19 protein-coding genes and 1 CRISPR repeat array (1 of these 20 running past the window's edge) are annotated in these 18920 nt (G+C 65.8%); of the genes, 6 read left to right on the top strand and 13 right to left on the bottom strand.

Translation table 11 applies throughout. The features are described 5' to 3' along the window. Positions 1–1776: a CRISPR direct-repeat array (repeat unit 30 nt; unit sequence GATTCAGACGTACCCTTGTGGGGTTGAAGC); it reaches 1464 nt to the left of the window's first position. 256 nt (positions 1777–2032) lie between these two features. Both J2753_RS01175 and J2753_RS01170 read left to right on the top strand, forming a co-directional pair. After that, positions 2033–2977 (top strand): aminopeptidase, encoded by a 945-nt coding sequence (locus J2753_RS01175; RefSeq protein ID WP_209489642.1) that lies wholly within the window; start codon positions 2033–2035, stop codon positions 2975–2977. A gap of 45 nt (positions 2978–3022) precedes the next feature. Beyond that, positions 3023–3412 carry a winged helix-turn-helix domain-containing protein gene (locus J2753_RS01170; RefSeq protein ID WP_209489640.1) on the top strand — a complete coding sequence of 130 codons (390 nt, stop codon included), beginning with the start codon at positions 3023–3025 and terminating at the stop codon, positions 3410–3412. A 40-nt stretch (positions 3413–3452) separates the two neighbouring features. Here J2753_RS01170 and hmgB read toward each other — a convergent pair whose 3' ends face one another. The 6 genes from hmgB to J2753_RS01140 form a co-directional block, all read right to left on the bottom strand. Then, positions 3453–4790, bottom strand: a complete 1338-nt coding sequence (hmgB, locus tag J2753_RS01165; RefSeq protein WP_209490746.1) for a hydroxymethylglutaryl-CoA synthase — start codon at positions 4788–4790, stop codon at positions 3453–3455. Positions 4791–4873: 83 nt separating this feature from the next. After that, entirely contained in the window at positions 4874–5188 is a 315-nt protein-coding gene (locus J2753_RS01160; protein ID WP_209489638.1) for a hypothetical protein, read from the bottom strand. Positions 5189–5293: 105 nt separating this feature from the next. Further along, positions 5294–5722: a type IV pilin N-terminal domain-containing protein gene (locus J2753_RS01155; protein ID WP_209489635.1), complete on the bottom strand. Its 429-nt coding sequence runs from the start codon at positions 5720–5722 to the stop codon at positions 5294–5296. Between the two features lie 62 nt (positions 5723–5784). After that, positions 5785–7899, bottom strand: a complete 2115-nt coding sequence (locus J2753_RS01150; RefSeq protein WP_209489633.1) for a hypothetical protein — start codon at positions 7897–7899, stop codon at positions 5785–5787. A gap of 39 nt (positions 7900–7938) precedes the next feature. After that, entirely contained in the window at positions 7939–8526 is a 588-nt protein-coding gene (locus tag J2753_RS01145; protein WP_209489631.1) for a DUF2150 family protein, read from the bottom strand. 83 nt (positions 8527–8609) lie between these two features. Further along, on the bottom strand, positions 8610–9461 hold the full coding sequence (locus J2753_RS01140; protein WP_209489630.1) for a TatD family hydrolase: 852 nt from the start codon (positions 9459–9461) through the stop codon (positions 8610–8612). A gap of 96 nt (positions 9462–9557) precedes the next feature. On the opposite strand from J2753_RS01140, the gene J2753_RS01135 reads away from it, so the two are divergent. Further along, positions 9558–10199, top strand: coding sequence for a metal-dependent hydrolase (locus J2753_RS01135; RefSeq protein ID WP_209489628.1), 642 nt, complete (start codon positions 9558–9560; stop codon positions 10197–10199). A gap of 68 nt (positions 10200–10267) precedes the next feature. After that, positions 10268–10783 (top strand): GNAT family N-acetyltransferase, encoded by a 516-nt coding sequence (locus J2753_RS01130; protein WP_209489625.1) that lies wholly within the window; start codon positions 10268–10270, stop codon positions 10781–10783. Between the two features lies 1 nt (position 10784). On the opposite strand, the gene J2753_RS01125 is transcribed toward J2753_RS01130, so the two are convergent. Together J2753_RS01125 and J2753_RS01120 are read right to left on the bottom strand one after the other, a co-directional pair. Then, positions 10785–11417 carry a GNAT family N-acetyltransferase gene (locus J2753_RS01125; RefSeq protein WP_321168762.1) on the bottom strand — a complete coding sequence of 211 codons (633 nt, stop codon included), beginning with the start codon at positions 11415–11417 and terminating at the stop codon, positions 10785–10787. Further along, positions 11414–12049 carry a GNAT family N-acetyltransferase gene (locus tag J2753_RS01120; RefSeq protein WP_209489623.1) on the bottom strand — a complete coding sequence of 212 codons (636 nt, stop codon included), beginning with the start codon at positions 12047–12049 and terminating at the stop codon, positions 11414–11416. The genes J2753_RS01125 and J2753_RS01120 overlap by 4 nt, the downstream gene beginning before the upstream one ends. Before the next feature lie 103 nt (positions 12050–12152). On the opposite strand from J2753_RS01120, the gene J2753_RS01115 reads away from it, so the two are divergent. Both J2753_RS01115 and J2753_RS01110 read left to right on the top strand, forming a co-directional pair. After that, a complete protein-coding gene (locus J2753_RS01115; RefSeq protein WP_209489621.1) occupies positions 12153–13226 on the top strand; it encodes a DUF2891 domain-containing protein in 1074 nt (357 codons plus the stop codon). A gap of 298 nt (positions 13227–13524) precedes the next feature. Beyond that, positions 13525–14985 (top strand): replication factor C large subunit, encoded by a 1461-nt coding sequence (locus J2753_RS01110; RefSeq protein WP_209489619.1) that lies wholly within the window; start codon positions 13525–13527, stop codon positions 14983–14985. On the opposite strand, the gene J2753_RS01105 is transcribed toward J2753_RS01110, so the two are convergent. Genes J2753_RS01105 through J2753_RS01085 form a run of 5 tightly spaced genes read right to left on the bottom strand, consistent with a single transcriptional unit; the run spans position 14982 to position 18818 of the window. Beyond that, entirely contained in the window at positions 14982–15464 is a 483-nt protein-coding gene (locus J2753_RS01105; RefSeq protein WP_209489617.1) for a hypothetical protein, read from the bottom strand. The genes J2753_RS01110 and J2753_RS01105 overlap by 4 nt on opposite strands. Before the next feature lie 40 nt (positions 15465–15504). Beyond that, positions 15505–16242 carry an amino acid ABC transporter ATP-binding protein gene (locus tag J2753_RS01100; RefSeq protein ID WP_209489616.1) on the bottom strand — a complete coding sequence of 246 codons (738 nt, stop codon included), beginning with the start codon at positions 16240–16242 and terminating at the stop codon, positions 15505–15507. Further along, positions 16239–17078, bottom strand: coding sequence for an amino acid ABC transporter permease (locus J2753_RS01095; RefSeq protein ID WP_209489614.1), 840 nt, complete (start codon positions 17076–17078; stop codon positions 16239–16241). The genes J2753_RS01100 and J2753_RS01095 overlap by 4 nt, the downstream gene beginning before the upstream one ends. Positions 17079–17081: 3 nt before the next feature. After that, a complete protein-coding gene (locus J2753_RS01090) occupies positions 17082–17921 on the bottom strand; it encodes a basic amino acid ABC transporter substrate-binding protein (protein ID WP_209489612.1) in 840 nt (279 codons plus the stop codon). 54 nt (positions 17922–17975) lie between these two features. Next, positions 17976–18818 carry a COX15/CtaA family protein gene (locus J2753_RS01085; RefSeq protein WP_209489610.1) on the bottom strand — a complete coding sequence of 281 codons (843 nt, stop codon included), beginning with the start codon at positions 18816–18818 and terminating at the stop codon, positions 17976–17978. Positions 18819–18920 lie beyond the last annotated feature (102 nt).

The raw sequence follows: 18920 nt of genomic DNA, 5'->3' as shown, positions 1-18920 counted from the left end.
GGGTTGAAGCCTCGCGGGTTCCGAGTCGGCGAGATCACTGCCCGGGATTCAGACGTACCCTTGTGGGGTTGAAGCGGTGACGCGGTCGCCGAGTTCACCGTGCGCGGGCGATTCAGACGTACCCTTGTGGGGTTGAAGCCGAAAGTCGATGGTGACCGTCCCCGCCGGGACCGGGATTCAGACGTACCCTTGTGGGGTTGAAGCACACTCGAGCTCTTCTTCCCGGACGGCAGCAAGAGATTCAGACGTACCCTTGTGGGGTTGAAGCGCACTGTATCGGCCAGTGGTGGTGATCACCTGTTCGTGATTCAGACGTACCCTTGTGGGGTTGAAGCACCGAGACGGTCGCCGGCATCTACGACCCCTCGCGATTCAGACGTACCCTTGTGGGGTTGAAGCGACGGATGGACCACGACGGTCACCGACTCGACGGACGGATTCAGACGTACCCTTGTGGGGTTGAAGCGTCTACTCGCCGGAGGTCCCGACCTACGAGGGCTTGATTCAGACGTACCCTTGTGGGGTTGAAGCCCGGCGGTGATGGTGGTCGAGGCGATCTCCCTCCAGGATTCAGACGTACCCTTGTGGGGTTGAAGCCATTGCTGTGGGCTGCAGGACCACGTCCCGCGCGTCGATTCAGACGTACCCTTGTGGGGTTGAAGCGCAACGGCATCTTCACCGGCGTTCTGTTCGAGCAGATTCAGACGTACCCTTGTGGGGTTGAAGCGCCCGCGTAGCTCAGGAGCCCGTCTCGCTCCGTGATTCAGACGTACCCTTGTGGGGTTGAAGCGACCGAGCACGAGCCACGCGAGAGCCGCTCCCGCCGGATTCAGACGTACCCTTGTGGGGTTGAAGCCGCGTCGATCGGAGATACGTCCGACCGAGCACTCCGAGATTCAGACGTACCCTTGTGGGGTTGAAGCGCCCCGCGTCGAGCGTGCAGAGCGACACCGCAGTTAGATTCAGACGTACCCTTGTGGGGTTGAAGCTACGGAACACTACTCATCAAGCGGGAGAACCTATCGATTCAGACGTACCCTTGTGGGGTTGAAGCTCGAGAACGACGGGATCGTCCCGACCGAGGCCGTTCGAGATTCAGACGTACCCTTGTGGGGTTGAAGCCACCGTCGAGTTCGAGACCGAAGAACACGCCGCCCTGATTCAGACGTACCCTTGTGGGGTTGAAGCAGGGAGTACACCGAGGTAGGCGTGGCCCTACTCGCGATTCAGACGTACCCTTGTGGGGTTGAAGCGGCCGAGATCTTCGCGAGGAGCACGATGGCGATGGATTCAGACGTACCCTTGTGGGGTTGAAGCTCCTGCTGCTGGGTATCGCGATCGCCTACCGCCGGGATTCAGACGTACCCTTGTGGGGTTGAAGCTCGCGCCTACGAGAACCATGTCGACCAACGATACGCGATTCAGACGTACCCTTGTGGGGTTGAAGCTGGCTGAATACTGCCGGTCCGGCCGTCGACGGTGAGGATTCAGACGTACCCTTGTGGGGTTGAAGCGACCTGCTCCGAGCGTCGGACCTTCAGCAGTACGGATTCAGACGTACCCTTGTGGGGTTGAAGCCTCTTTCAGCGCGTCCACGTCCACGTCATCGCGGAAGATTCAGACGTACCCTTGTGGGGTTGAAGCAAACGAAAGACCGCCGGAACGTCTCGCTCAATCACGGATTCAGACGTACCCTTGTGGGGTTGAAGCGCGTCGAACGTCGTGGCGGTCCGCGAGGTCCAAGTTGATTCAGACGTACCCTTGTGGGGTTGAAGCCCAGATGAGACTATCATCGTCGTCGGAGTTCTGCCGATTCAGACGAACTTTCGTGGGATTGAACTATTGACACGGTAGTGGCCTGTGTGATCTTCTCGCGATATACTTCGGCGTCGGGACGACCATCGACAGTTCGCCCTTTGCCATCCCTAACCTCTCGAGCAGTGACGACCTGCAGGCTCTTCCGGTACGGTACTGCCCACTCGCCGAGGCTGCCGTCGCAAGACCTACTTGCCCGTCCGGCGAACCCGGGGACATGACCGACCTCCGTACCGCCGCCGAGACGGCGATCCACCAGTGTCTGAACCTCGGAGCCGAGGAGTCCATCGCCATCGTCACCGACGACGAGCGCCGCCCCATCGCTGCGGCGCTTTATGAAGTCGCCGCCAAGGTCACCGCCGACGCGACGCTCGTCCAGTACCCGCCGGGCGACCAGCACGGCCAGGAGCCACCGGAGCCAGTCGCCGCGGCGATGCAGAGCGCCGACGCCTTCCTCGCGCCGACGACCCGCAGCCTCTCACACACCCGCGCCCGCTCGGCCGCCTGTGAGGCGGGCGCCCGCGGCGCGACCCTCCCCGGGATCACCGAGCGCGTGATGGTCGCCGGCCTCGACGCCGACTACGAGGCCATCGCGGGGCACTGCGAGGACGTACTCGCGCAGGTCCGGGGCGCCGACGAGATCCGCGTCACCAGCCCCGCCGGCACCGACATCACGTTCACCGTCGGCGACCGCGAGTGGCACGACGACACCGGGATGGTCCGCGAGGCCGGAACCTTCTCGAACCTCCCTGCCGGCGAGGTGTTCGTCTCCCCTGAAAACGCCGAGGGGGCGTTCGTCGTCGACGGCACGATGATGCCCCACGGCCTGCTGGCCGAGGACCAGGAACTGCGCTTCGAGGTCGAGGACGGCCACGTCACCCATATCTCCGACGACGCGGTGCGGGCCGACGTGGAGGAGGCGAAGGCTGAGGTGGGGAGCGACGCCACCAACCTTGCGGAGCTGGGAATCGGCACCAACGTCGGCGTCGACGAACTGGTGGGGTCGGTGCTACTCGACGAGAAGGCCGCCGGCACCGTCCATATCGCTATCGGCGACGACGCCGCCATCGGCGGCGAGACCGAGGCGCCGATCCACCTCGACGGCATCCTCCGGTCGCCGACGGTGTACGCCGACGGCGAGCAGATCAGCCTGCCACAGTAGTCAACGGCAGTGCGTTTTTGACCAATGGGTGGATAGTAACGCGCGATGGCATCCGCCGCGACGCTCCTCGACCTGCTCGGCGGCGAACTCGACAGACAGATCCTCGAACTCACCGACGAACGCCCTCGCTCGGCCGAAGAGGTGGCTGAGCGCTGTGAGGCGTCGCTCCCGACGGTGTACCGGCACGTCGACGACCTCGTGTCGGCGGGGCTGCTCGTCGAGCGTACCCAGTACGACGACGACGGGAACCACTACAAGACGTACGTAACGACGCTCTTGGAGGCGACGGTTCGCCTCGACGACGGCGAACTGACCGTCGAGCTCGTCACCGAAGGCACGGCGGACGCGGCCGAGGAGTCGCCGACGCCCGACGGGGTCTCGGTGGCCGGGAGCGGCCCGGCCGACGATATCGAGCGCCCGGGCTCCGAGGGCTGAGTCTGCGGTCGAAAAAGGCTTTTCGCAGCCGCTTCGAGCGCTATTCTACGTACTCGTACAGCCGCTCGTTCATCCGGCCGCGGCCGGCGAACACGAACTCGCCCTCGGGCGTGGTGAACTCCTCGACGTCGACGGTCATGTCGTGGTTGTGGACGTCGTGGATCTGCTCGTACTCCTCGAAGTCGAGGTCGTAGCGCTGCTCGAGCTGGTCGTCGATGTTCAGCTGTGCGATCTCCTCCTTCCAGCCGTCGGCGACGGTCTCGGCGTGAATCTCGGCCTGCGCGCCGGAGCCGTAGGAGCCGACCAGTAGCTTCTCGCCGGCCAGCTCGCGGCCCTGCTCGGCGGCGGCCTTGAGCGCGCTCGCGCGGGCGACGTGAACGGAGCCAGTGTACCAGTTCCCGACCTCCCGGGCGATCGACAGCGTCGGGTCGATGGTGTCGGCGTACCACGCCTGATAGCGGTCGGTTCCCTTGAGTTCGTCCATGTAGTCACGGATGGCCGCCTCGTAGGCGTCCCAGTCCTCGTACTCGCCTTCACGGGGCTGGCGACCGATCTCGCCGGCGAGGTCGTCCTCGATCTCGGTGTCGCGGATCATGTGCCGGTAGCCAAGCAGGCCGGCCTTCCGGACCATCCCCGGGAACGGGGTGTGGAACGGGATGTACGTGAAGTCCTCGGGGTGCATGTCCCACGCGACGGACTCGAAGTCCTCCACGGCCTCGCGCATCCGGGCGAGGTACACCTGCATCGAGCGCTTGCCGTCGACGCTCGGGAACTGCTGGTTCGGCTTGAGGAAGTCCGTCTCGTCGGCGCTGCCGTACCCCTGCTCGGTCGAGAGTTCGACCAGATCGGGGTCCTCGCTGATCAGCATCGCGACGGCGCCGGCGCCCTGGGTCGCCTCGCCGCTGGAGCCCCGCGCGTACAGCGCGGTGTCGGTGGCGACGACCAGCGCGGATCGGCCACGATTTCGCCCGGCCTTGATCCAGTTGTACGCGTCGTCGATGGACTGCGTGCCGGCGATACAGGCGAACTTCCGCTCGCCCTTGTTGGCGTGGTGGAAGTCGTCCTCGTACACCTCCTCCAGACAGCCGGCGATGTACGTGGAGACGGGCTTGGAGTTGTCGAACGCGGACTCGGTCGCCACGTCGATGCGGCCGATGTCGTCGGGCTCGAGCCCCTCACGCTCCATCAGGCGCTTGGCGGCGTTGGCCCCCATCGTCACGATGTCCTCGTAGACGTCCGGGAACGAGGAGTTCTCCAGTCCCAGCCCCTTACGGTACTTATCGGGGTCCTCGTCCTTCGCGGGCGCGAACGTTCCGGGCAGGTCGAGTTTACACTTTCCCGCCCAGATCTCGACGGCGTCGATGCCGACCGTGGTCATGGCTCGGAACACGGCGGTGCGCTATATGGGTTTGTCGATGAGGGTTACGTTGGGTGTCGAAGATAGATAGCTAGGCCCCACGGTTACCCTGCTTGGAAATTGATCGTCTCGCTCGCCGTGTTGCCCGCTTCGTCGGTAACCGTGATAGTGGCCCGGTAGTTGTTCCATCCTGTGGACTGGTTCTGCTTGAGAACGGTTTCCCCAGATGAAGATGCAGTGTACGATGCTGAGTCGACCTGTCCCCAAAAGAACAGCCCTCTTTGCTCCATCGTAATGGATACGTCCGAAATGTTTCGGTTATCGTACACCTCCCAAGACACGGTGACGTTAGCCTTTGAAGCCGTGTAAGGACCAAAGAAGCCCTGTCTCTGCTCGGTCGCCGTGTTGTTCGCAATCATGTTGAATGACTCGATAGTCGGGTCTATGGTATCAGGCCCTGTCGGTGTCGCGGTGGGTGTCCCCGTACTGGTAGGGATGCTCGTAGTGGACGTCACCGTCGGAGTTCATTCCTCGCCGACGGCGTATTCTTCGCCGTACAGACGACTCTCGCTGGGGACGTGGAACACCGTCAAGCCGACGACCGACTCGCGGGACACGTTCGCGTAGTTCGAGACGTTCAGTTCCCACCGATCCCCGGGCCCGAACTGCCTGTCGAGCGTCGTGACGTTCGCTCGAGATCCGTTGACACTGAGTACGAGGCGGAGTTCCCCTGAGGGAACAGTATCGCCACCGGTGTGGGCGATCGTCACGTTCGGGCGGGAGAAATCGCCGTCGACGGAGAGCCTCGGCTCGTCGTCGGTGCTGTCCACCGAGGATAGATAGAACATGCCGGTCGTCGAAACCACGATAACGACGACGGCGGTGAGCAGAATGACCCCGACCGTCTCGGACTGTGAGCGGGCGTCGTCGGGGAGGAATTCGAAATCAGTCATCGGTTTACGTAACTAAATATTGATGACAGAATGAGTTTAGAGGGGATACCCTCGTAGCCGTTTCAGCTACTGACATTCGTCACTTTCAGGTACGCCTTGAACTGCGTGCCGTCCTGGAAGTAGAACGTCACGACCACGTCGGCTTTACTCTGCGAGTCGACGAGGTCGTACGTCCACTGGGTTTTTCCGCCATCGATGTCACCCATATCGACACTCAGCACGGCGCCGTCAGAGAACGTCGCGTCCGTATCGAGCGCGTACTTCGTTCCGTCAAGTTTGACCTTTGTGTTGAGGTCGCCGGACTGGTTGACACCGCTCGTGTCCGAGACGGTGAGGACCACTTCTTTTCCGGACCCACGCTTGAGCTTATTGGCGCTTTGGACGTCGCTGTTCCGGTTACCTGGCGTCGTGATCTTGATGTCAGTCACGGTCTCGGTTGTACCCGAAGGGACCTGTATGTCGAACTGCAGTGCCGATGACTCGCCACTCGGCGTGGTCCCATCGACTGTCGAGACGCCGGACGACGGTGGCGGGTCACATTCGAGGGCCACGTCGACCCGCCCCGTCATCCGTGATGTCTGCCAATCAACCGGGGAATCGTCGTCGAGGGCACGAATCCGCTTGATGTAATCGGAGAACGAGCCCGACCCCGTATCCGGGTCTTTGTAGGTCGAGAGCTCCAATATGTCTGTCTCACCGCTTTCATAAATGCGCGCGGCGGCGGCGACTGTGAGCTCTGCGTTGACGTTGTTCCCGTTCCCGTCGTAGATTACCACCTTTTTCTTATTCCAAGAGCCGTCGCTCGCCCGGGCGAGTTTGATATCCATGGTGTAACTCTCGCCCGTGCTGTCGTTTAACGAGGCACTGAGCCGAATAACATCGCCCTGGAGCTTGTTCCCGTTCGGCCTGCTCGCTGGCTGGCCATCCGAGAGAAGCAACTGGTCAGTACACGTGATGCCAACCCACCGGCCGTTTGCAGAAGAAAACGTATCATTGGTGGAGCCCTCGGAGTAGTTTGATACCGAGCCGCTGCCGGCACCTCCATCGCCGCCACCGGCGCTTTGAGAGACCGTCACGTTCACGGTCTCCCATGTCTCGTTCCCGTCGTTGACCGACAGTTCGACCGTCTCGGAGTTGCCAGAGGGCTCATCCAGTGAGAACGTCACTCGGCCGTTTTCGCCCGTTCGCGTCGGGCTCAGCCCGCTGTCAGGGGTCACCTCAGCGTCGCTAACGGGGTTGTTGAACCGATCCCTGACCTCGACGGTGAACTTTTCGCCTGGCGCGACCGTCGTGTCGCCGACGACAGTGATGTAGCCGCCCGCCTCGTCTGTCTGCGCCGTATCCGTGCCGACACCGATCTGTGCAAGTCGGAGCGAGACGTCCGTGTCCGTGAGTTCGATCCGAATCGCGCTCTCGTTGTCCAACGCCGTTACGTTCGCGTCCGTCTCGATCTCGCGCTCCCACTCCTGGGCCAGTGTCGCACGCTTTTCCGCACCGTCGACGGTCGTCGGCAGGATCAGCACGATCGGGCCGCCGGTCGACTCGACGTTGACGCTCCGAGTATTCTGGGAGAGTACTTGCGTGTCGATGCTACGGCTCCCGACCCCCGTCTCCGAGAGGTTCCCGTCGATCAGCGTCAGGGACAGTTCGTCGTTCTCGACGACGGTCTGCCCAGCGCGAGCGAGCACCGCCTGGTCGAACTCCGCGACGACCATCGAGTTTTCGTACATCAACTCCGGGGGATTATCGTACCCGTTGTACCGTGGTACATACCGGATCGACTGTGTGTTGAAACTGAGGCTTCGTGTGTTCCAGAACGCCTCGACGTTGCCGCCGCCGCTGACGCTCGCGTTTTCGATCCGCAGTGTCCGATCACTACTCGTCGAGACGGCACCGGCTGCTGGTGGTGGGTTGACGAAGAACGTCCGCTGCGGGTACCGCATTCCAAGCGTCAGGACCGTCGACTGAGGGTTCCCCGTCCGGGCCGCGGTCAGTACCGAACTCCGTAGATCGATGAACTCTCTTTCGACCTGCTGGGTGTGTTCGAACTCCACCGCTGTGTTCGAGGAGGGAACGACTTGGGCCTGATAGGTCGCCATCGCGATGATCAGGAACGCGAACAGCAGTATCGCGCCGACCTGGATGGACTGCCCCCTGTCGTCACCCCAGAAATCCATACACCGTCTCACACGCCCGGGCCGCAAAAAGGTGCGCAGTCAGTCGTCCTCTTCGACGGTCTCGGGCGAGGCCATCGCGTTCTGGAGCGACTCCAGCCCGTTGACCCACTCGGCGACGAGACCGTACTCCATCTCCTCGGCCAGCGCGGGGTCGATCTCCTCGCCATCGACGACGAGCGTGCCGGCCTGGACGATGTAGCCGATGGCGGTGTCGATGTCCTCCTCGGCCTCGGCCTGGGCCGCGGCGTCGATGTACTCATCGAGCGACGCCTCGTCGGCGGCACCGGCGGCGACGTACTCCTGGGCGGCGTAGAAAACGACTTCGAGGCTCATCTGAACGCTCTCCAGCAGCATCGCCTTCTCGTCGTCCTCGAGGGGCGCCTCCGCGAGCACGATCTCCTGCATCTCTGACAGCTCCTCGTGGGCGCGCTCCTCGTCGATCAGGTCCTCCTCGTAGGACTCGAGTACCTTCGCGACGGCGATGGCGGTGTCCTCCTGGAGGTTCATCAGCAGGCGCGCGGAGTCCTCGTCCTCGAGGTCCAGATCCTCCTCGCGAAGCCGGTCGATCCAGTTCTGCCAGCGCTCTTCGGTGTAGAACGTCTCGATTGCGTCGTCCTCGTCGGTCATGACCCTATGTGCTCCCCGACGACGCAAAGGGTTTTCCTATCGCCCCACCGGCTGCGAACGCCTGTCACCGGTCTCGAAGCCCCCTACTCGCTGCGATCCAGCGTCCCGACGGTGTCGACGCCGTACACCAGTTCGGGCGTCTCGACGTGCGCTCGGGCGACGGCGTCGTCGTGGCCAGCCTCCAGCAGCCACCGTACGCGGCGCGGCACGGTCTTCGGCCCCAGCACCATCCCCGGCTTCTCCGGGTCGTCGACGAAATCGGTCTCCATCAGGAATGGGTCGTCGCTCTCGACGGCGACACGGAGGCGGTCCTTCTCGCTCATCACGCTCGGCGTTGGGCCCGTTAGCTCCCCGCCGGCGTAGTGCTTGACGACCTTCTCAACCGGCAGCCCCCGGTCCTCGGCCCACTCGGCCACCTCGGTCAGGTCGTCAGTACCCTCGGTGTGGAGTTGGACCGCGCAGTCGTGTTCGGCGCCCAGTGCGAGGCCGTGTTTGAGCACCGCGTTCGAGGCCTCCCAGACGGCGTCGCTCACGTCGTAGTGCGGGCGCCCGGTCTTGAGTGCCAGCGCGCGCCCCGTGTCGACGTACTCGGCAGCCAGATCCAACCCCGCCTGCATCAGGTCCCGGGCTTCCTCGGGGTCGTACCCCTCGTCGACGAGATGGCTCACGAGGCCGGGATGCACGCCCAGCACGGGCCACGCCGTTCCCGGGAGGATCTCGTTCGCGTCGGCGACGGCGTCGATGGTCGCCTCGAACGCCGTCCGGAAGTCCGGGCGCTCGCTCGGCACCGGCCCGAGGTGCCAAGAGGGTTTGTTCAGCACCATGAGGTGGGTGCCGCCGAGTCGCACGAAATCCCGGACGGCGTCCATCCCCCGGCCGTGCTCGGGGTCGAGGTGGAGGTGGTTGTCCAGCACCGGCGTGTCGAGTTCGTCCATACCCGAACCCGGGGCGAGCGGCCCTTCAACGCTACCTTGTCGTCGCGCCGCGCCCCCGGCGCAAACGCTATATTCGCGTGTATCTCACTCCCACACGTGCCTTCGACGCTGGTCCACGTCGCCATCGGCGGCCTCGTCGGCGCCGCGCTGCTGGGCGACCGCTTCACGCCGAAAGCCATCGCCGTCGTGCTCGTCGCCGCCGCCGTCCCCGATCTGGACACGTTTCTCGCCCCCGTGATCGCCGGCGGCCACCGCTCGACGCTGCACACGCTACTCCTCCCGGCGCTGCTCGGCGCCGCGGTGTACGCCGACGCCCGACTCGACCGTTCGCGAATTCGGGCGCGCTGGGGCCCGGATGCGTCGTTCGTCGCCGGCGTCACGATTGCCGCCGGCCTGTTGGCCGGCGGGATCCTGCCGGATCTGGCGACCAACGGGGTGAACGCGCTCTGGCCGCTCCACGACCAGTTCTACACGGTGAACGGGAAACTCGAACTCTCGACGACCGAGGGGGTGGTCCAGACGTTCGTCGACCTCTCGCCCGCGGAACCGTCGCAGCCGTCGACGACCGAGAACACCCGGTACAGCACCGGTTCGGACCCGACGCCGTGGAAGGAGGACGACGGCCCGGACGAGCGGGTGTTCCCCGTCGTCACTGCGGGCTGGCAGTTGATGCTCGTCGGCCTCTCGGCGGCGACGGTTAGCGTGCGGTCGTGGCAGACCCGCGTCGCGCGCCGGTGACCGGCGTAGCGGGCGACGACGCCCCGCGAGAGCGACAGCCTCAACAGCGCGCCGGGAGCAGTCGCGGTATGGAGATCCGCCCGTACGAACCCGGCGACGAGGCCGGGCTGTGGGACTGCAAGCGCGCGTTCGAACTCGGCCTCGGCGCCGGCACCGGCGGCGACGAGAAGGAAGCGAAGTACGCGGGGAAACTCGACGAGAGCTACCGGACGGAGTGGTTCGAGTGGGTCGAGTGCTGTGTCGACTCGGACCCGCGGTGTGTCACTGTCGCTGTCGCTGAGGGCGACGACGGCGCGGAGGATGACGAGACCGACGAGGTCGTCGGCTACGTCTTCGTCCTCCCCGAGAGCCACCGCTTTATCTGGGACTCGGCCGTGCTCAACGAGATATTCGTCGCGCCCGACCACCGCGGCACCGGTATCGCCGACGACCTGATGGCCGCCGCGGTCGAACTCGCGCGGGATCAGGACCTGCCGCTGGATCGCCTCGTCCTCGACGTCGATCAGGAGAACGACCAGGCGCAGGCGTTCTACGAGCGCCACGGGTTCGACCACTGGGGCGAACTGGTCGCTCGAGATCTCTGAGTTAGTCGAACGAAACTGCGGTTCGGGCGCCGTCGGCGTCGCGCCACTCCGACTGGCTGACCGAGTACTCGACGGTGTCGTGGACCGAGCCGTCCTCGAAGCTGACGCGGTTCCGGAACCGCCCCTCGCGGCGACCGCCGTGGCGCTCGACGTACTTCGTGATCGCGCGCTCGGAGTTCTCGTTCTCCGGGACGTGAGAGACGCGCACCACGTCGAGATCCAGCCCTGCGAACGCCAGTTCGAACAGGGCATCGGCGCGTTCGCCGGAGTAGCCCCGCCCCCAGAACGGCTTGCGAAGCCACATCCCGAACACGGCGATCCGCTGGTCCCATCCAAGAAACAGTCCGGCCGTCCCGGCGATTTCGCCGGCTTTCGGCTCCCCCTCGCGCGGCCGGAGCAGGAACATCGCCCCGTCACCGTCCTCGGCGCGCTCCGCGGCGCGGTCGAGCGTCTCGGCGACGCTCGACGGATGGGGGTGGGGATCCCACGAGACGTGTTTGGTCGTCGCCTCGATATCCGGCGCTCGCTCGCCCCAGTGCTCGTAGAGGGCGAGTGGCTCGGCCCCGTCGGCGCTGACGCGCTCCAGCCGCAAGCGGTCGGTCTCGATCACGTCCGGGAACAGCCGATCGCTCACGGCCACGGCTCGCCGTCCTCCCCGAAGAACGCGACCTCGTGCTCGTGATCGGCTTCGCGGTACTCGTCCTGCGTGACGCTGTACCGGACGGCGTCGACCGGCGGGTCGCCGGCGTGGTAGTTCCGCAACGTTCCCTCGCGGCGGCCGCCCATGCGGTCGACGTACTTCTCGATCGCCCGTTCCGAGTTCTCGTTGCCGACATCGTGGGTCACCGTCACCACCTCGAGATCGAGGTTTTCGAAGGCGAGTTCTGCCAGCGCTAGCGCGCGCTCACCCGAGTAGCCGCGGCCCCAGAACCGCTTGCGCAGCCACGTGCCGAGTTCGGCGCTGTCGGTGTCCCAGTCGAACGTGAGGCCGCCGAAGCCGGCAATCTCGCCCGCGCCCTCTTCGCCTTCCTTCGGACGGATCACGTAGTCGATCCCCTCCCGCTCCTCGCGCCCTTTCGCGCCGCGTTCGAGGAACTCCGCGGTGTCGTTCGGGGTCGCGTGGGGGTCCCACGGCAGGTACTCGGTCACCTCGTCGATCTCTGGGGCGCCCTGCTTGCAGTGCTCGTACACCGCCAGCGTATCGACGTACTCCGGCGTCCGTGGCTCCAGTCTGAGCCGCTCGGTCTCGATGATCACGGGGAACATACCCGGACCGTGGTGTGGGGACTCAAAAAGCTTGTCTCGGCTGTGGCAGGCGGTCGCACGCTCACCGAACGATTGATGCGGCGGCCCTCGGACGGACCCGACAATGGAGACCCCCGACGCACTCGCCGTCGTCGATGCGACGGACGCGCTCGCCGGCACTGTGACGAGCCTCGACAACGACGCCCTCCGGCGACTTGCGCGGCACCCACTCGAGTCCGTCGGGCAGGAGTACCCTCACCACGCCGGCGCCGTCGGCGGGCCAGAGGAGACGGTCCGCCCGCGCGAGGACCACCCGGTGTTTTACGGCTGCTACGACTGGCACTCCGCGGTCCACAGCCACTGGGCGCTGATCCGCCAGCTTCGGCTGTTCGACGACCACCCCAATGAGGCGGCCATCGTCGACGGCATCGACGCCCGACTCACCCCCGAAAACGTCGAGGGGGAGGTCGACTACTTCGACAAGCACCCGACCTTCGAGCAGCCGTACGGCTGGGCGTGGCTGCTCCGCCTCGCCGCGGAACTCCACCGCTGGGACGACCCGCGCGCCGCGCGCTGGGGTGACGCGCTCGCGCCGCTGGAGGCGCGGATCGTCGATCTCGTCGAGTCGGAGTTCCTCACCCAGTCCCGGCCGTTCCGGGTCGGCACGCACGGTAACTCGGCGTTCGCGCTCTCGGCGGTCGTAGATTACGCGCGAGCAATCGGCGACGACGCTCTCGCCGCCGATGCAGCCAGCACGGCCGAGCGGTTCTACGACGATGACGTGAACGCACCGGTCGCCTACGAGCCGCTGGGATGGGACTTCCTCTCGCCAACGCTGACGGAGGCGAACCTCATGCGCCGCGCGCTGGCGCCGGCGGCGTTCGGCGACTGGCTGGACGACTTCCTCCCGGATCTCACCGCGCCCCGAAACGAGGGGTTCCTCGCGCCGGTCGACGCGGGCGCCGACGGCGACGGCGGTCTCGCGCTCCACCTCGTCGGCCTCAATCTGGCGAAGGGATGGGGGTTGGCCGAGGTGGCCGAGGCCGTCGACGGCAATCGGGCGGACCGGCTGGCGGCGGGTGCCGAGCGCCACCTCGAGGCGGGCCTCGATGGCGCGTTCACCGACGACTACGCCGGGTCGCACTGGCTCTCCTCGTTCGTGCTGTATGCGCTGACGCGGAACGTGGACGAGGAGTAGTCTCTGTTGTGCGGTGGCGCGGATCGCGAGTCCCTCCGTGGACGAGCCAGCGCGAGGGACGAGCGACTGTAAAGGAGCGAGTCGGTTGGGGAGGACTGAGGCCGCAGAGTGGTCAGCGGTGCGGTTACAAGTAGTCAAGCATCGAGATGCCGTTGCTGTCGCCGGAGCTGTCGCGGAAGCGGTCGCCGTCGCAGAGAGTGCGACCAACGCCACAAAACCGGACAATCACTGACTCAAAAAACTCACACCGAACTCTTGCTCCGGAACAACTAACCACCACAACCACCACCCTCCAGTAATGGCTGACTGGACCGAGTCCTACCGGCCCGACACGCTCTCAGCGGTCCGGGGGAACGACAAAGCCCGCGACGCCTTCGAGGACTGGGGGCGGACGTGGGACGACCACCGGGAGGCGGTGATCCTCTACGGCAGCCCCGGCGTCGGCAAGACCTCCGCGGCTCACGCACTCGCCGCCGACATGGGCTGGGAGACGGTCGAACTCAACGCGTCCGACCAGCGGACCGCCGACGCTATCGAACGGTTCGCCGGCCGCGCGGCACGCAACGAAACCCTCGGCGGCGACTCCACCGCCGAGGGCGGCCGCCAACTCATCATCGTCGACGAGGCCGACAACATCCACGGCAACTACGACCGCGGCGGCGCGCAAGCGATCACCAGCCTCGTCAAGGAGGCGAACCAGCCCATCGTCCTCATCGCCAACGAGTTCTACGACATGAGTCGCGGCCTCCGGAACGCCTGTCAGGACATCGAGTTCCGGGACGTCTCCGCGCGCTCCATCGTGCCCGTCCTCCGGGACATCTGCCGGAAGGAAGGCATCGAGTTCGACGCCGACGCGCTCCAGCGCATCGCCGACGCCAACAGCGGCGACCTGCGCGGCGGGGTCAAGGACCTCCAGGCCACCGCCGAGGGGAAAGACCACCTCACCGTCGAGGACGTGGTCACCGGCGACCGGGACACCACTGTCGGCATCTTCGCCGTCCTCGACGCGGTTCTGAAAGAGGAGGAAAGCGCCCAGGACGCGCTCCACGTGAGCTACGACGCCGACGAGACGCCCGACGACCTCACGGCGTGGATCGAGGACAAGGTGATGAAGGTGTACGAGCCCAAAGAAACCGTCCGGGCCTACGAGTTCATCGCCAACGCCGACCGCTGGCTCGGCCGGGTGCAGGCCACGCAGGACTACTCCTACTGGCGCTACGTCACCGACAACGCGGCCGCGGGCGTCGCCGCCTCCCGGGACGACACCTACGGTGGCTGGACCCAGTACGGCGGCCGGCCCCAGATGTGGCCCGCCTCGGACGCCACCATCGACGAGATCTGCCGGAAGATCGCGGTCTCGGGCGGCCTGAGCATCGAGACCGCCCGCCGCGAGGTGCTGCCGTTCCTCTCGGCGATGATCCATCACTGCAAACCCCGCGACCTCGCGGTCGCCGTCACCGCCTCCTTCGAGTTCGACGAGGAGGACCTCGCGGCCGTCTCGGGCAGCGGCGAATCCACCAACAAGGTACAGGGGATCGTCGAGGACGCCGCGGAACTCCGGGAGGACGCACTCGAGGAGCACGCCGGCGGCGCGTTCGCCGGGGAGCTACCGGAGCGTGAAGAGGATGAGGAGACGGAGGGAGCGGTCGAGGGGGAGCGGTCCGTTGATGAGTCGGAGCCAGAGCCCGAACCGGAGCCAGCGGACGATCCGGAAGAAGAAGCCGACGACTCGCAGGCGGGCCTCTCTGACTTCGTCTAGTCGTCGACGGTCGTCGCCTCGGCGGTGATCCCGTCGTCGGTTATCTCGACGATCACGGTATCGGCACCAGTCGGCCCCGGGAGCGACGCGTAGAGATCGATCCGGGTGCGGTCGCTCGCGGCCTCCGCGTCGGGGTCGAGGACGACTTCGACGCCCCATCGGCCGGGTTCTCCGAAGAAGTCCGGGACGACACGCTCCTCCCCCGGTTCGACGGTGTACTCCCCGGTCGCATCCGGGGGATCGAGATCGGCGTCCCGTGGGGTCGCAGGCGTCGCCGTCGCCGTCACCTCGCCGATATCGTCGTCGGTCGCCGACGGGAGCGGCGGGAGCAGGGCGGCCCTGACGGCGACGGTCGCCGACTCGGACCGGCTGTTCCGGAGCTGAAGCCCGCCCGGGACGGTGTTCTCCCGGAGCGAGCGACCACAGCCAGCGAGTGCGACCGGGATGGCGGCGAGAACCGCGCGGCGTGACCGCTGCATGGTCGGTAGCTATGGGGGCGGAGAGAAGAGGGTTTGGGAGCTACAGCAGTTTCGAGAGGAACTGCTCGGCACGCTCGGTCTCGGGATCGGTGAAGAACCGCTCGGGCTCCCCGGTCTCGACGATTTCGCCGTCGGCCATCAGCACGATCCTGTCGGCGACCTCGCGGGCGAACCCCATCTCGTGGGTGACGACCATCATCGTCATCCCCTCCGCGGCGAGGTCACGCATCACGCCGAGCACCTCGCCGACCAGTTCGGGGTCGAGGGCGCTCGTCACCTCGTCGAACAGCATCACGTCCGGGTCCATCGCCAGCGCGCGGGCGATCGCGACCCGCTGTTGCTGCCCACCCGAGAGCTCGGCGGGGTAGGAGTCGCGCTGATCGGACAACCCCACCCGTTCGAGCAGGGTTTCGGCGCGCTCCTCGGCCTTCTCGTCGGCGATACCGCGGACCTTCCGGGGCGCCAGCGTGACGTTGCCCGCCGCGGTCTTGTGCGGGAAGAGATTGAACGACTGGAACACCATCCCGATGCGCTGGCGCAGGCGGTTCACGTCGGCGTCGGACGCGGTCAGGGGGGTGCCAGCGAGTCGGATCTCCCCCTCCTGGATCTCCTCCAGCCGGTTCGCACACCGAAGCAGCGTCGACTTGCCGGAGCCCGAGGGGCCGATGACGACGACCAGTTCGCCCTCGTCGACCCCGAGGTCGATCCCCTTCAGCACGTGCGTCTCACCGAAGTACTTGTGGACGTTCTCGAACGCCAACAGCGGTGCCTCGTTCATGGCTCGGCCCTCCGGCTCGGGTCGGCGACTTCGCCCGCGTAGTTCACCAGCGCCGATAGCGGCACCGTGATCGTGAGGTAGAACACCCCGACGAGAACCAGCGGTGCCCACGCCTCGAACTGCTGGGAGTAGGTGTACTGGAACTGCGAGATGAGTTCGGGGAACGCGATGACGCTCAGCAGCGAGGTGTCCTTCACGAGGATGATGAGGTCGTTCCCGACGGCGGGGACGGCGTTGCGCCACGCCTGCGGGAGCACGACGTTCCGCATCGCCTGTACGTAGCTCATCCCCAGCGAGCGGGCGGCCTCCATCTGGCCGGTCGGCAGCGACTCGATCCCGCCCCGGAGTGCTTCCCCCGAGTAGGCGGCGTGGTTGAGCGTGAGCGCGACGATAGCCGCCGGCCACGTGAAGTTCGTCAGTGGGAACGTCCCCGGCTCGAAGAACGCGGGGACGCCGTAGTAGATCGCCATGATCTGGAACAGGAACGGCGTCCCACGGAAGAACTCGACGTAGAGCCGAGCGATCCCCGCCGTCAGCGGGGTCTTGGAGATGCGCCCGAGTCCGACGAACACCCCACAGATCACCGACATGACTGCCGTCAACAGGAACACCTGTAGGATGTTGATGTAGGCGCCGTAGTAGTCCGAGGAGGGCTGTGCTAGCTCCGCCAGCAGGCCGTAGTTGATGAGCTGTCGCCCGGGAATGACGTGTCCCGAGAGGAACAGCAACGCGAGGAACGCCCCGACGGAGAGGGCGACCACGAGTGCCGCGGCCATCCCCAGTCGGCGGAACGTCTCGTCGGAGGCGATCGGTCCCCCGGTTCCGGTTTCGCTCATCCGTCAGCCCGCGAAGTACGTCGAGTAGATATCGTCGTATGTGCCGTTCTCTCGCAGAGTCGCGAGGATTTCGTTGATCCGCTCGCGGAACTCGTCGTCGTCCTTCCGGAAGGCGATGCCGTACTCCTCGATGCTCAGCGTGAGGTATTCCGGCGGATCGTCGCGCTGCTCGGCGGCGACGCCGTCGCCCATCACGAACCGGAGCTCCTCGTCGTTCTGATTCACGTACTCCGCGCTGACGGTGTTGTCGTTGATCACCGCGACGGCCTGATTGTTGAGCACCGCGTTGAACGCCGACGCGCTGCTGTCGTACCGGCTGACCGTGAGGTCGCCGTCGAACTCCGTCTGCAGGTCGTCAGCGGCTTCGGCGCCCGTCGTGCCCTTCTGGACGGCGACGGTTTTGCCGCGGAGCCCCGCCTTCGAGCTGATGTCGGAGTTCTCGAGCACCGCGACGGTCTGGTACGCCGTGAAATACGGATCCGAAAAGTCGATGTTCTCCTTGCGGTCCTCGGTGATGGTCATCGCCGACATGATGACCCGGTAGTTCCCGTTCTGGAGCCCGGAGATGATGCCGTCGAACGACCGGTCGAGGAACTCCATCTCCCGGCCCATCTGCTCCTCGAAGATGGCGGCGCCCATGTCGTAGTCGAAGCCGGTGGGCTCGCCGTTCTCCATCATCTCGAACGGTGGGTACGGGATGCCGGAGGCAACCCGGACTGTCTCAGCCTCCGTTGGCGTCCCATCGGTTTCGCTCTCGGTACCGTCGTCACCACCGCCCATACAGCCAGCGAGGCCGAGGGCCGCTGCTCCGCCCGCCGCTCGAAGGTAATCTCGTCGTCGCACGATGTCCGCGAAGGCAGGGCAGGTTAAATACCTCCTGATTCCGGAAGCGAAGAATCAGACCGCAGAGGGCCTATCGCCGCCCGATCCGCCACGTGCGGCGTAGGCGACGACCGCGGTGGCGGCAAAGCCGAGCAGGTACAGCAGGCCGTTGACCAGCCGGGCTTCGTCGGTGTAGATCACCAGATCCCGGCCCAGCAACATCACGAGGAACATCGCGCCGGCGGCGACGATGGCACCAGGGCGGTACTGGGCCAGCGGCGTCTCGGGCAGCCAGACGATGGCGGCGAGCAGGGCGGCGAACGCGGCCAGCGCCGTCAGGATGAACACGGCCTGTCCGGCCGGACCGTACTCGATCAGCGTGGTGACGCGGCTGGCGAGGAAGTTCACCGACACTAGCACGAGCGCGGCGCCCAGTGCGAGGCGGCTCCGGTCGAACGCCGAGCGTTCGTAGTGACCGCGGTACGCCGACAGTGTCGAGAGCACCAGCGCGCTGAAGATCGACAGCGCGAACAGCAGGTGGGCGGCGTGGGTCGGCACCGAGTAGCCCCACGGGATCGCGCCGTTGAACGTCACCGTGATCGCGCCGACCGAGATCTGGAACGGCAGCAGCACCAGCGCCGCGGTGGCGTACAGCGCGGTCCGGCGCTCCTGATCGCCGCGCCACGCGGCGGCGACGAGGCCGACGATCACGAACCCGGTGATCATCGCGACGAGTCGGTGGAACCACTCGAAGAAACTGGGGAGCGTCTGTGGCAGCACCCCGCCGTCACACAGTGGCCACTGCTGGGAGCAGGCCAGCCCGGAGCCCGTCGCGGAGGTGTAGATCCCCAGCGCGATCAGAAGCCCGGTCAGGGCCGTCGTGAACAGCGCGAACTGCCGGTAGCTGGGACGCCTCATTCGCGGGATGTCGGACTCCCGCACACTTGGATATTCCGTTACAGGCGCGCTCGCGCGCGAGCGGTCGAGTCGGCGCGTTGAAGTCGCCGCCGCCGCCAGCGG

Origin of the sequence: Halolamina salifodinae (assembly GCF_017874235.1) — an archaeon.
GTDB classification, from domain to species: domain Archaea; phylum Halobacteriota; class Halobacteria; order Halobacteriales; family Haloferacaceae; genus Halolamina; species Halolamina salifodinae.
This window is presented reverse-complemented; position numbering and strand designations above follow the sequence as displayed.